13 protein-coding genes and 1 other RNA gene are annotated in these 13,934 nt (G+C 28.6%); all 14 read left to right on the top strand.

The window, feature by feature from the left end:
- Window positions 1-13 precede the first annotated feature (13 nt).
- The gene (gene dxr / locus MKD34_RS05330) at window positions 14-1,168 is read left to right on the top strand and encodes a 1-deoxy-D-xylulose-5-phosphate reductoisomerase (protein ID WP_240218586.1); all 1,155 of its coding nucleotides are present in this window, start codon (window positions 14-16) and stop codon (window positions 1,166-1,168) included.
- Entirely contained in the window at window positions 1,146-1,841 is a 696-nt protein-coding gene (locus tag MKD34_RS05325) for a dTMP kinase (protein WP_240218585.1), read from the top strand. Before dxr ends, MKD34_RS05325 begins: the two co-directional genes overlap by 23 nt.
- Before the next feature lie 11 nt (window positions 1,842-1,852).
- The gene (locus tag MKD34_RS05320) at window positions 1,853-2,881 is read left to right on the top strand and encodes a M50 family metallopeptidase (RefSeq protein WP_240218584.1); all 1,029 of its coding nucleotides are present in this window, start codon (window positions 1,853-1,855) and stop codon (window positions 2,879-2,881) included.
- 22 nt (window positions 2,882-2,903) lie between these two features.
- Window positions 2,904-3,512: a TetR/AcrR family transcriptional regulator gene (locus tag MKD34_RS05315; RefSeq protein WP_240218583.1), complete on the top strand. Its 609-nt coding sequence runs from the start codon at window positions 2,904-2,906 to the stop codon at window positions 3,510-3,512.
- Window positions 3,513-3,706: 194 nt separating this feature from the next.
- Complete coding sequence (locus MKD34_RS05310) at window positions 3,707-5,092, top strand: sigma-54 dependent transcriptional regulator (protein WP_240218582.1); 1,386 nt, start codon at window positions 3,707-3,709, stop codon at window positions 5,090-5,092.
- 30 nt (window positions 5,093-5,122) lie between these two features.
- Window positions 5,123-6,871, top strand: a complete 1,749-nt coding sequence (locus tag MKD34_RS05305; protein ID WP_240218581.1) for a peptidylprolyl isomerase — start codon at window positions 5,123-5,125, stop codon at window positions 6,869-6,871.
- A 144-nt stretch (window positions 6,872-7,015) separates the two neighbouring features.
- The gene (dnaG, locus tag MKD34_RS05300; protein ID WP_240218580.1) at window positions 7,016-8,797 is read left to right on the top strand and encodes a DNA primase; all 1,782 of its coding nucleotides are present in this window, start codon (window positions 7,016-7,018) and stop codon (window positions 8,795-8,797) included.
- A 43-nt stretch (window positions 8,798-8,840) separates the two neighbouring features.
- Window positions 8,841-10,082 (top strand): RNA polymerase sigma factor RpoD, encoded by a 1,242-nt coding sequence (gene rpoD / locus MKD34_RS05295; protein ID WP_240218579.1) that lies wholly within the window; start codon window positions 8,841-8,843, stop codon window positions 10,080-10,082.
- A 59-nt stretch (window positions 10,083-10,141) separates the two neighbouring features.
- The gene (locus MKD34_RS05290; RefSeq protein ID WP_240218578.1) at window positions 10,142-10,975 is read left to right on the top strand and encodes a sigma-70 family RNA polymerase sigma factor; all 834 of its coding nucleotides are present in this window, start codon (window positions 10,142-10,144) and stop codon (window positions 10,973-10,975) included.
- Window positions 10,972-11,760, top strand: coding sequence for a Nif3-like dinuclear metal center hexameric protein (locus tag MKD34_RS05285; RefSeq protein WP_240218577.1), 789 nt, complete (start codon window positions 10,972-10,974; stop codon window positions 11,758-11,760). The genes MKD34_RS05290 and MKD34_RS05285 overlap by 4 nt, the downstream gene beginning before the upstream one ends.
- A 12-nt stretch (window positions 11,761-11,772) precedes the next feature.
- A complete protein-coding gene (locus MKD34_RS05280; RefSeq protein ID WP_240218576.1) occupies window positions 11,773-12,336 on the top strand; it encodes a hypothetical protein in 564 nt (187 codons plus the stop codon).
- An RNA gene (gene rnpB / locus MKD34_RS05275) (RNase P RNA component class A) lies at window positions 12,326-12,664 on the top strand. Before MKD34_RS05280 ends, rnpB begins: the two co-directional genes overlap by 11 nt.
- A gap of 81 nt (window positions 12,665-12,745) precedes the next feature.
- Window positions 12,746-13,510, top strand: coding sequence for a toxin-antitoxin system YwqK family antitoxin (locus MKD34_RS05270; RefSeq protein ID WP_240218575.1), 765 nt, complete (start codon window positions 12,746-12,748; stop codon window positions 13,508-13,510).
- A gap of 108 nt (window positions 13,511-13,618) precedes the next feature.
- Complete coding sequence (gene rplU, locus MKD34_RS05265; RefSeq protein WP_023049935.1) at window positions 13,619-13,930, top strand: 50S ribosomal protein L21; 312 nt, start codon at window positions 13,619-13,621, stop codon at window positions 13,928-13,930.
- The last annotated feature ends 4 nt before the right edge of the window (window positions 13,931-13,934 follow it).

Here is a 13,934-nt window from a genome sequence, read left to right as displayed (position 1 = left end):
GAGGAGAAAGAATATGAAAAATATAACTATATTGGGTTCTACAGGAAGTATTGGAACAAATGCACTAAAAGTTATAGAGGCCAAAAAAGAGAAATTTAAAGTTGTAGGAATGTCTGCATATTCAAATTTAGAATTATTCAAAGAACAAATAGAGCAATTTAACCCAAAATATCTTTGTATAGGTACTGAAAAAAATGCTGAAATTCTACAAAAGCTATATCCAGAAAAAGTGATTTATTTTGGAGATGAAGGATTAAAAGCAATGGGAGCTCTTGAAGATACTGATATAGTTTTAACAGCAATAAGTGGAGCTGTAGGAATTGAAGCTACAATTGAAGCGATAAAAAAAGAAAAAAGAATTGCATTAGCAAACAAAGAAACAATGGTAGCAGCAGGAGATTATATAAATAAGCTTTTAAAAAAATATCCGAAAGCTGAGATAATTCCAGTTGATAGTGAGCATTCAGCTTTGTTTCAAAGTATGCAAGGTAGTAGAAAAGAAGAAGTAAGAAATTTGATTATTACAGCTAGTGGTGGAACGTTTAGAGGTAAAACTTTAGAGGAGTTAAAAGATGTAACAGTTGAACAAGCTTTAAAACACCCAAATTGGTCTATGGGGAAAAAAATAACAATTGATTCCTCAACATTAGTTAATAAAGGCTTAGAGGTAATAGAAGCTCATATGTTATTTGGGATAGAATATGATAATATTGAGGTTTTAGTTCATCCTCAAAGTATAATTCATTCAATGGTAGAATTTATAGACAACTCTATTATTGCACAAATAGGAGCACCTGATATGAAATTACCTATTCAGTATGCTTTTACGTATCCGGAAAGAGAGAGCAGTAGAGAATTAGAAAAATTAAATTTAAAATCATTGAGAGAACTTACATTTACTCAAGTTGATGACAGTGTGTTTAAAGGAGTAAAGTTAGCTTTTCAAGCTGGAAAGATAGGAAAAACAATGCCGTGTGTATTTAACTCAGCAAATGAAGTTGCAGTGGAACTATTTTTAAAGGGTAAAATAAAATTTTTAGAAATATATGAAATTATAGAAAAAGCTATGGAATCTCATGAAGCAAAAGAGGTAGATTCTTTAGAGATAATAAAAAATGTAGATAAAGAAACAAGAAAGTGGGTTTATGATAATTATGGAAGAGATTAAAAAAGGAAAGCTTATAGTTATAGAGGGAACAGATTCAAGTGGAAAAGAAACACAAACGGCCATGCTATTTGAAAAGTTATCAAAAGAGATTAAGAAAATAAGAAAGATATCTTTTCCAAATTATAATAGTCCAGCATGTGCTCCAGTAAAAATGTATTTAGCAGGAGAATTTGGGACTGATGCGGAAAAAGTAAATCCGTATCCAGCTTCAACAATGTATGCAATAGATAGATATGCTTCTTATAAAACCGATTGGGGAAATTTTTATAAAGATGGTGGAATAATTATAACAGATAGGTATACAACATCAAATATGGTTCACCAAGCATCTAAAATAGATAATTCTAAAGAAAAAGAGATATATTTATCTTGGTTAGAAGATTTAGAATATAATAAAATGGAAATACCAAGACCAGATTTAGTTATTTTTTTAAATATGCCAACGGAAACAGCTCAAAAGTTAATGGCTGAAAGAAAAAATAAAATAACTGGTGAAGACAAAAAAGATATTCATGAAAAAAACGTTGAATATTTGAAAAAATCTCATAAAAATGCGTGTGAAATATCAAAAAAATACTCTTGGAAAGAGATCGAATGCGTTGAAAATAATAGATTAAAAACAATAGAAGAAATTTCAAATGAGGTGTTTGAGCTCGTAAGTGAAATTTTATAACAGGAGGAAAAATGGATATAATAATAGCGCTACTATTACTAGGATTAATAATTTTTATACATGAATTAGGACATTTTTTAGCAGCAAGATTTTTTAAAATGCCTGTTTCTGAGTTTGCAATAGGAATGGGACCAGAACTATATTCTTATTATACTGGAAAAACTTTATACTCTATTAGAATAATACCAATAGGTGGATTTGTTAATATTGATGGAATGGAAGTTGAAAGTAAAGTTGAAAATGGTTTTAACAGTAAGCCACCATTTGCAAGATTTGTAGTTTTATTTGCTGGAGTATTTATGAATTTTATGTTAGCTCTATTAGTAATACTAGGAGTAACATTTGCTAGTGGAAAAGCAATTCAAAATACTAATCCAATAGTAGGAAATGTAATAAAAGAGGCAAAAGCATCAACAGTTTTGAAAGAAAATGATATTATAAAAGAGATAGATGGGACAAAAATAACAACATGGTCTGAGATAGGTGAGACAATAGCAAAAGATTCTAAAAAGAGAGATGCTTTAGATGTAGTTATAGAAAGAGATGGAAAAACTTTAGATGTGGTAGTTCCATTGACTAAAATTAGTGAAGAAAAACCAGCAATAATGGGAATAATTCCTGAATATAAATTTGAAAAATATGGTTTTGGAGAGGGAATAAAACAATCTTTCAAAATATTTATAGGAGTATTTGAAGATACATTAGGTGGAGTAAAAATGCTTGTAACAGGTAAAGTAAAAGCTAAGGATATTAGTGGTCCTGTTGGAATAGTTAAAGTTGTAGGAGATGCAAGTAAAAGTGGTAGTTCTGGAATTTTAATTTGGTTATTAGCTATTTTATCAATAAATGTAGGAATATTTAATTTACTACCTTTCCCAGCTTTAGATGGAGGAAGAATTATATTTGTTATATTAGAATTAATTGGAATAAAAGTTGATAAAAAACTTGAAGAAAGAGTTCATACAATTGGTATGATCATGTTATTTGGGTTAATTATATTTGCAACAGCTAACGATATATTTAATATTTTTAAATTTTAATTAAAAATAAGGACGTGATTGTGTGACGAAAAGAGATCGTATAAAGAGAACCGCAACTATTTTATTTGCAGCTAATGGAATCAGAAATACTAAAATAGAAGATATAGCTAATGTTTTAGGAATGGCAAAAGGTGGATTTTACTACTATTTTAAAAGTAAAGAGGAGTTACTGTTAGAAATAATGGATAACTCTGTTATAAGTAGAAAAGAGTTTTTAAAAGAAGTTGGAGACTTAGAAGTTCCATTTGAAGAAAAATTAAAAATGATTGTTAGAAGAAGATTAACTTTAAAAGATGATAGATATAATCTGTTTTTATTTGCTAAAATTTATGAGAATGGCGAGATAAACTTAACATATGATGAGTATATGAAAAGAGATATTATCTTTAGTGAGTTCTTAAATAACAACAAAGAACACATAAAAGAAGAGTATAGAAGTGAAATTGAAAAAATTAGAACAATGCTAAGTTCATCACTAACAACTCTTTTATTATATTTAATAACTCAGACAGGAATAGAAGTAGTAGATGAAGATAGCTATAAGAGAATGGTTGAAAAATATGCAACTATTGATATAACTAGAGAGATTGAAATGTTTTATAATCTGTTTTTAAAGTCTATGTTAAATTAATTCATATAGAAAAAAAACATTAACTAAGAAAATGTGACAAAATAAAAAGGAAAAAAGAGAAGAAATTTGAACTAATGTTTAGAGTGAAACTCTTTGAAATAATCTAGAACAGAATTTTTTAAAAAAGTCTTGAAAAATAACAAAATATCAATTATAATACATTGTTATCGAAAATAGAAAGTAGGAGGAAAAGGATGAAAAAATCAATATTAGTAGTTTCAGAAAGAAAAGAAACATTAAAACAAGTAAGAAAAGCTTTATCAGAAGTTTATGAAATAATAACATTTAATAACTTATTAGATGCTCTAGATATGTTAAGAGAGAGTGATTTTGACGTAGTTTTATTAGATGAGTATTTAACATGGTTTAACTTTTCAGAAGCTAAAAGAAAGTTAAATGGAATAGGAAAAGATTTTGTAGTAATAGGATTACTTGATGAGGAAAATGAAGCTTTAATTCAAGAGATGAAGGAAGCGGATATCTATAACTATCTATTAAAACCAGTAGATGTTAAAGAGATGAACAGAATAATGATACCAGCTTTAAGAAGTTTAGAAATAGTAAAAGAAAAGAGAAAATTAGAAGAGAAGCTTTCTGATACAGAAGATGAAAATGAGATAATTGGACAGTCTACAAGAATTAAAGAGGTAAAAAACTTAATTGATAAAGTAGCAGAAAGTGATTTAACTGTTTTAATAACAGGAGAAAATGGAGTAGGAAAAGAGTTAATTGCTAAAGAGATATTCAAGAAGAGTGATAGAAGAAAAGAAAACTATATAACAATTTCATGTGCTTCTTTACCAGAAGATCTAATTGAAAGAGAGTTATTTGGTTATGAAAGAGGAGCGTTCTTAGGAGCGACTACAAGTAAAAAAGGAATTTTAGAAGAAGCAGATGGTGGAACTGTATTCCTTGATGAAATATCAGCGATGGATCTAAAAGCTCAATCAAAAGTTCTTAGAGTTATTGAATATGGAGAATTTAGAAGAGTTGGAGGAAATAAATCAAGAAGAGTAGATGTTAGATTTATTGTATCTACTAATAAAGATTTAAAAGAGGAAACAGAAAAAGGTAAATTCAGAAAAGACTTATACCATAGACTAACTGCTTTCCCAATTGAGGTAGCACCTTTAAGAGACAGAAAAGATGATATTCCTATGCTAGCAAACTACTTCTTAAATAAAATCGTAAAAGATTTAAGAAGAGAAATACCAGTTATTTCTGGAGATGCTATGAAATACTTAATGGAGTACTCTTACCCAGGAAATATAAGAGAATTAAAGAATATGATTGAAAGAATGGTAATTTTATGTAACGATAGAAATATTGATGTAGAAGATTTACCATTAGAAATAAAAATGAAATCTGATACAGTTGAAAATAAAACTGTTATTGGAGTAGGACCTTTAAAAAATATATTAGAGCAAGAAATATATGCTTTAGATGAAGTTGAAAAGGTAGTAATTGCAATGGCATTACAAAAGACAAGATGGAATAAACAAGAAACATCTAAGCTTTTAGGAATTGGAAGAACAACTCTTTATGAAAAAATCAGAAAATATGGATTAGATACAAAATAATATTTACAAAATTCTTCGGAGGGGTTAAAAATGGCAATTAGAAAGTTTAGAAAAAATATGAAACCAGTTATCTGGGTAGTAACAATATTCTTTTTAATAAGTTTGATAGCAGGTTATGCAATGTCATTTAGAAGTAGTTCTGCAAATACACAGTTAGCTTTTAAACTAAATGGTAAAAAAGTTACAATGGTAGAAGCACACAGATCTATGGCTATAATGTCTGAGAATTATAAAAGATACTTAGGAACTAATATAGATCCAGAGTTAATGAATACGATAGCTTTTAACGAGTTAATCAATAGAAATCTTTTATTAGAGATGGCAGATAAATTAAAGGTAAAAGTTTCAGGATCAGAAGTTGATGCTCAAATGGATCAAATAAAGGCAGCGTTTCCTGATAAAGAGCAGTTTAAAAGTGCACTTTTAAGTCAAGGATACACTACAAAAACTTTAGAAAATGAGATTAGAGAAAACTTAATATTACAAAAGACATCTGAAGCTATAACTCAAGGAGTACAAGTAACTCCTCAAGAGATTGATGAGTATTATGCTGATTACAAATATACAATGTTCCAAGGAAAACCATTAGAAGATGTTAAAGCTCAAATAGAGCAAGCTTTAAAATTACAAAAAGGTGCTGAAGTATATGCAAAAGATATATCTGAAGCTAGAGCAAAAATGAGGTTAGAAGATTTAGATAAAAACTTCGATGCTTATGTAGAAAAAGAAGCATTTGAATTTGATGGAGTAAAAGTAAGTAACGTTGAGTTTGATAAAAGAGTTTTAAATACTTTAACAATGACGAAAGGTGATTTAGAGCAAGCGAAAGAGTTAGCAAAATCGTCAATTGAATCAGAGATAAAGTTATTAAAAGCATCTGAGGCTAAAGGAATAAAAGTAGATACTATTTTACCATTAGATTTACAAGTTGCAAATGCTGTAAAAGAGCTGTATAGTAAGTTAAAATCAGAAATAACATACACTCAAAATGATTTAAAAGAGTTCTTTGAAGAGAATCAATTAAATTATGATACATTAGAAAGTGCTGATGCAAATATTGCTATTTTAAAAGTTCAACCAACAGAAAGTGATGATCAGAAGGCAAAAGAGAAAGCTGAAGATCTTTTAAAGAAGGTTAATAAAAATAATTTTGCAGACATGGCTAAAAACTTCTCTGATGGGCCAAGTGGTCCTACAGGAGGAGCTTTAGGAACTTTTAAAAAGGGAGATATGGTAAAACCTTTTGAGGAAGCAGCTTTTGCAGGGACTCCTGGGGAGATTTATCCAGAGGTTGTAAAGACTCAATTTGGATATCATATAATTTTTGTACAAGAGAAAGATGATAAAGCTGAAACAGTTACAGCAAGCCATATTTTAATTATTCCAGAACCATCAGAAGAAACATTAAATTCAAAAAATACTCAAGTTTCTCAAATCGTTAAAGATTTAACTGATAAAACAATAACATTTGAAGATTTGAAAAATGATAAAGATATAGTTTTCTCTGAGAAAATAGATGGAATTACAAAAGAAGGATATATTCCAGGATTAGGATACAATGAAGAGCTAGCAAAAGCTATTTATGATTCTAAAGTTGGAGATATTGGATTTATTAAAGATCAAAAAGATTTTATAATCTATAAAAAAGACTCACAAACAGATGAGAAAAAAGCTGATTTCCAAGAGTTTGAAAATCAAGTAAAAACAGATTATATTAATGCAAAAGCTCAAGAAGCTTTAAAAGAGATTGAGTTAAGTACACAAAATACAGAAAATTAAGAAAAAAAGAAGGATTTTTTAAAATCCTTCTTTTATTTTAAAAAAAAATTGCATATTTACCAAAAATATAATATAATTTAGGATAGAGCGGTTTGCTCTTAAATATTTTTTACTTAAAAAATCTAAGAGATTAGGAGAATATTGATGAAATATAAATCAGAAGATATTGATTTATTGTTACAACAATTACATATTGAAGAGGTTGTAGGAGAATTTGTTGACTTGAAGAAAACAGGAGCTAATTTTAAAGGTTTGTGTCCCTTTCATCAAGATAATAATCCATCGTTTGTAGTAAGCCCAAATAAAAATATTTGTAAATGTTTTGTATGTGGTGCAGGTGGAAATCCTATAAAATTCTATTCAGAGTATAAAAAAATATCTTTTGTTGAAGCAGTAGAAGAGTTAGCAAATAAATATAATATTCCAATAAAAAAAGTAGGAAATAGTAAAGTTAATGAAAATAAAGAGTATTATGAAATTATGGAAGAGGCTCATAATTATTACAAAGAGGAGATGTTTAAAAATACAGCTCGAGATGCTTTAGAATATCTATCTAGAAGAAAAATAAACCCAAAATTAATAAAAGAAAATGAAATAGGATATGCTCCCAATGAATGGACGGGACTTTATGATTATCTTATAAAAAAGGGGTTTGAAAAAAAGAAGATATTTGATTTAGGTTTGGCTAAAGAAAATGAAAAGGGAATTTATGATGCTTTTAGAAACAGAATTATTTTTCCGATATACTCAGTTTCTGGTAAAATTATAGCTTTTGGTGGTAGATCTTTAGAAGATAGTAAAGAGATTCCAAAATATATAAATTCACAAGAAACACCTATTTTTTCAAAAGGAAAAAACTTATATGGATTTATCCAAAAAGGAAGTAACATTAAAAAGAAAAACTATTCTATTTTAATGGAAGGGTATATGGACGTTTTATCAAGTCATTCTTATGGTTTTGATGTGGCTTTAGCACCATTAGGAACAGCTTTAACAGAGGAACAAGCACATTTATTAAAAAAATATACTAATAATGTGATACTTTCTTTTGATATGGATGAAGCTGGACAAAAAGCTACTGAGAGATCTATACTTATTTTAAAATCAGCTGGATTTAATATACGAGTATTGTTATATAAAGATGCAAAAGATCCTGATGATTATTTGAAAAAGTATGGAAAAGAAGCTTTTTTAAAAGTTGTAAAAGAGTCTTTAGAAGCTTTTGACTACCTTTATTTAAGATATTCTTCTGAGTATAGTTTAGAAGATCATATGTCAAAGCAAAATTTCATAAATAGATTTAAAGATTTTTTTCAGTGTTTAGAAAGTGATTTAGAAAAAAGTTTATATATTGATAAATTAGGAAAATCATTAAATATTGAATTAGATGTTTTAAAATCTATTCTGATAACGAATAATAAGAAAAGAACAAAAAATACTTACGAAAAAAAAGAGGAAAGTAAGGATTTAGACGAAAAAGGACTATATAATCTAGAGAAATTGACATTAGCATTAGTTCTTTCTGAAAATGAGTATCTTGAAGATTTTAGAGATAAAGAGATCAGTAGTAGTTTAGGAAAAAAAATATTTCAATATATAGAGTTTTTAAAAGAAAACCAAGAAAAAAGTTCTAATATAATAAAAGATATAATATTAACAGGAAATCTAACTCAAGATGAAGAAAAAGAGTTAGTAAATATATCGTTACTTTCTATAGATGATTACTCAAATAAATTAGATATAGAAAAAGGATTTCAAATTATTTTTATGTCGTGGTTTATTTTAGAATTAAAAGAAGCATTAAAAGAGAGAAGTAATTTGTTAAAACATATTAAGCTAAAGAAAATAGAGGATAAATTGAAACAACATATTGAGTTCAATGACCTTTGTGCATTGTATGAAGAATTTAAAAGTATCAATGCTTAAAATTTTAAGAGATAATTTTATTCAATAGAGGAGGCTTCAACTAATGAAGGAGTTTATAAAAAATGAAAAGGTTTTAGCTTTATTAAGAAAGGCAATGGAAAATAAAGTAATAAGCTATGAAGAGATTAATAGCCAGTTAAGTTCAGATTTTCCACCAGAAAGAATAGAGTTTTTAATAAATGGAATGACAGAACAGGGAATAAAAATTATTTCCCAAGAAGAAGTAAAGAAACAGGAAAATATTAAGAGAAAAGACGATGGTAGAAAAGATGTAAAAAAAGTTATAACTCCACTATTAAAAAGACCTGTTGTTGAATTAGATGAAGATGAAGAAGAAGAGGAAAAAAGTACTAGTACAGAATATTCAGATGATTTTGACTTTAACCCAGATGATATTGAAGAAGTAACAGAAGATGATTTAGTAAATGATGACTTATTCAGTATAACTGGAGAGATGGAAGTAGACGAACCTATAAAGATGTACTTAAGAGAAATCGGACAGATTCCATTATTAACTCATGAAGAGGAGTTAGGATATGCAAAAGCAGCTTTAGAGGGAGACGAATACTCTCAGCAACAACTTATAGAAGCAAACCTTAGATTAGTTGTAAGTATAGCCAAAAAACATACAAATAGAGGATTAAAGCTATTAGATTTAATTCAAGAAGGAAATATAGGATTAATGAAAGCGGTTGAAAAGTTTGAGTATAGTAAAGGATATAAGTTCTCTACTTATGCAACTTGGTGGATAAGACAAGCTATCACAAGAGCAATAGCTGACCAAGGTAGAACAATTCGTATACCAGTTCACATGATAGAAACAATTAATAAAATTAAAAAAGAAGCTAGAATATACCTTCAAGAAACAGGAAAAGATGCTACTCCAGAAGTTTTAGCAGATAGACTAGGAATGGAAGTTGAAAAGATTAAAAGTATTCAAGAAATGAACCAAGATCCAATATCTTTAGAAACTCCAGTTGGAAGTGAAGAAGATAGCGAATTAGGAGATTTCGTAGAAGATAATAAAATGCAAAATCCATACGAATTAACAAATAGAACTTTACTTAGAGAGCAATTAAACGATGTTTTAAAAACTTTAAGTAGTAGAGAAGAACAAGTTTTAATCTTTAGATACGGATTAAATGATGGTGCACCAAAAACTCTAGAAGAAGTTGGAAAAATATTTAAAGTAACAAGAGAGAGAATCAGACAGATAGAGGTTAAAGCACTTAGAAAATTAAGACATCCAAGTAGAAGAAAGAAACTAGAAGATTTTAAAGTATAAAAAATATGGGGGAGAATTTCTATCCCCCATTTTATTATTAAAAAAGAAAAGGGGAAAACATGAAAGTAAAAGCATTTGAAAAAGAGATATTAGAAAATTGTATTGATGATAAGGATTTTGTAAAATTTTTAAAAGAGAATCCAAGTTTAAAACTAGAATTAGAGACTGTAGATATAAGAAAAGAAGAGAAAGTTGAAGAAAATAGTTATGTAGTAGAAGGTATTGTAGCAGAATATTTAGAAGAAATCTCTTATATTCAACCACTTTCAAAAGAAGAATTAAAAACTGTTTTAGAAACTTTAGATGAAGAGGAAAGTGCTCATAAATTAATAGAAAGTAATTTAAGAGAAGTTGCCAATATAGCTTTTGATTATTTAATAGCTGGAATTGATTATTTAGATTTAATTCAAGAGGGAAATATTGGAATAATAAAAGCTTTAGAAGAGTACAGACCATCAAATGGAGATATTTTAGAATATATTAAATTATGGGCTAGAAGAGAGATGTTATTATTTGTAGACGAAAAAGTAGAAACTGAAAAATATATGTATAAAGGATACTTCTCAAAAAGAAAAGAGGAGTTAATAGAGCATGAAATTGTAGCAGAATTAGAAGAAGAAAATACTGATGAAATACCTTTAGATGAAAAATCAGAGATAATCGAAGAAAAGATAAATGAAGTTGAAAAACTTGACTATAATTCAGTTCTGAAAAAAATATCTCATTTAGAAGAAGAAATTTTAAAAAGATATTATGGATTAATTGGAGATAAAAGAGAATCTTTATTTGAAATTGAAAATGCCTTAGACTTAAAAAGAGGAGAAGGAGAGCAGTTATTTGAAGAAGCTCTAACAAAAATATCTTTAGGAGGGGGAAGAAGTTTAAAAATATGAAGCTAAGTAAGATTATAAATTTTTTAGAAGAGAAATTTCCAACTTCTTTAGCTGAAGATTGGGATAATGTAGGATTATTAATAGGAAAAAGGGATTCGAAAATAACAGGAATTTTATTATCATTAGATTTAACAGAGAGTGTTATTGATAAAGCAATTGAAGTAGGTGCAAATCTAATAATAACGCATCACCCGGTAATCTTTACATCTTTGAAAAAGGTAACTAATGATACTTTAGCAGGACGAAAAATAATAAGATTAATAGAAAATGGAATTTCAGTGTATTCAATGCATACGAATTTAGATTCAGGAAAATCAGGATTAAATGATTTTTTAGGAGAAAACATACTAGGATTAAAAAATGGAAAAATATTAGATCCAATGGAAAGTAATGGAAGAGAGTATGGAATTGGAAGAATTTATAAATTAGACGAAGAGTTAAGCTTAGAAAATTTATCAAATTTATTGAAAGAAAAGTTGAATTTAAATAGTATAAATGTAGTAAGATCAAAAAAAGAAAGAGAGATTAAAAAGATATCTTTAGTCAGTGGGGCAGGGGCATCTTATTGGAGAAAAGCTAAAAAATTAGGAGCACAAGTTCTAATTACAGGAGATATAAAATATCATGAAGCTATGGATGCAAGAGAAGAAAATTTTACTTTGATTGATATAGGTCATTTTGAAAGTGAATGGATATTTTCAAATTTATTAGAAATTTTATTAAAAAAAGAGTTTGAAATAAAAATTTCAATATATAATGATGGCCCAATATTTCAAAAAATGTAAGGAGAACATAGGATGCTAAAAAAAGTTATGGTAGGTTCATTGATATTTTCTACTTTGGTCCTTGGAAAAATAAATGATTATAGAAATGTTTTTTCAGAAGATGATAAGTCAAAGTTATTGACAGTTGTAGAAACTTTCCAAGAAAAAACTGGAGATAAACTTTATTTAAATACTTTAGAGGAAAATGAAGGTTTTGAAGCAGATGAACAAGAAAAAACAGTTATTGTAAATTTAATAAAAAATAATGAAAATGAAGTTTTAAAAGTACAGTTGAAAATTTCACAAGATTTAAATCCTGAAGATATGGCCTCAGATTTATCACTATTGTTAACAAATGTGGAGGAGTATGTAGGCGAAAAAAATGAGACTTTGATAGCAACAAATCTAGTTGAAGGGTTACAAGAGATATTTGTAGCAACATCTGATTCTCAAGAGAATAGTAAAGATTTAGAACAGATGACACTAGGTACTAAAGTATTTTTAGGAATTTTGTTGACATTTTTAGTATTATCTATTAGAATAATACAGGTAAAAAGAAAAAAGAGAAAATACAAGTTAAAAAGTGATAGGTATTAGAGTTAATCGCTTGCTTTGGCAAGAGGAAAGTCCGGGCTCCACAGAGCGAAAAGGGTAGCTAACGGCTACTAAAGGAAACTTTAAGGAAAGTGCCACAGAAAATAGACCGCTACAATATTGTAGTAAGGGTGAAAAGGCGGTGTAAGAGACCACCAGTTCTTTAGGAGACTAAAGAAGCTAGGTAAACCCCCTTTGGAGCAAGACTAAATAGGAGAGAATAGGGGCTGCTCGTCCTCTCTCAGGGTAAGTTGCTTGAAGCTATAAGCAATTATAGCTCTAGATAAATGATTGACAAATACAAAACCCGGCTTATTTAATGCCTATCAATAATAAACAACTGAGTCAAGAAATTTTATATAAATTCCTTGGCTTTATTTTTTATATAAAATCTTATTAGGAGAAAATTATTATGAAAAAGATGAAAATAGTAATAGGAGTAATGTTATTAGCATTAGTAGGATGTACTCCTTTAGAAAAGAAAATAAGTGATGAAGAGAGAATATTGTTACCATCAGTACCTAAGCAAGCATATGATGTAAGTATATCGACAATGCCTGAAGGTGAGTTTATTCCTCAAACTGATATAATTCATACAGGACAAAATGTATCTTTAGCTGAAAGTGCAGTAACAGAAATTACTTTAAATGGAATAGACCAAGTTAGTATAGCAAAAAAGCAAGTTAGAAATAAAATAGCTTATAATGGAAATTCAACTGTTCCTTTCACAGGTACATTCGCAGCAGTAGTAGGTGTTCATAAACATTATACAGAAGAGTATAGAGATGGAAAATTAAACGGTAATAAAGTTTGGTATTCTGAAGCTGGAAGAGTTGGATTAAAAGAGCCTTATGTTAACGGAGTTAAAAATGGAGTTCAAGAAACATACTATAGAAATACAGGAAATATCCGTTCAAGAATAACATATTCAGGAGGAAGAATATCAGGACCAGCAACATGGTTTGATAATACAGGAAAAATACTTCACCAAGAAGATTTTAAAGGTGGAAATGGAGAATGGATTGCTTATTGGGATAATGGAAAAATTAGAGAAAAAGGTAGACTAGCAGGTGGATTACCAAATGGAGAATGGAGAAGTTATACTCCAAAAGGTGAGTTAGAAAAAATTACAAACTTTAGAAATGGATCACCGTTATCACAAGAATGGTTGAAATAAATTAGTTGACAAAACATATAAAAAATGATAAGATAAACAGTAGATTAAGCTTGGATAAGGTCGTCAGCAACCGAATCTAGCGATCTTTATACTTTTGGAGGTGTTAGAATGTACGCAGTTATAAAAACTGGAGGAAAACAGTACAAAGTTGCAGTAGGTGAAGTATTAAGAGTTGAAAAACTAAATGCTGAGGTTAACACAACTGTAGAATTAACAGAGGTTCTTTTAGTATCAAACAATGGAGAGGTTAAAGTTGGAACTCCTGTTGTTGAAGGTGCTAAAGTAGTTGCAGAGGTTGTTGCTCAAGGTAAAGGAGCTAAAGTTGTTAACTTCAAATACAAGCCAAAGACTGGATATCACAGAAAGAAAGGTCATAGACAACTTTTCACTGAGATCAAAGTTACTGCAATCAATGCATAATTAA

The organism is Cetobacterium somerae, assembly GCF_022430525.1.
Taxonomy (GTDB): Bacteria; Fusobacteriota; Fusobacteriia; order Fusobacteriales; family Fusobacteriaceae; genus Cetobacterium_A.
This window is presented reverse-complemented; position numbering and strand designations above follow the sequence as displayed.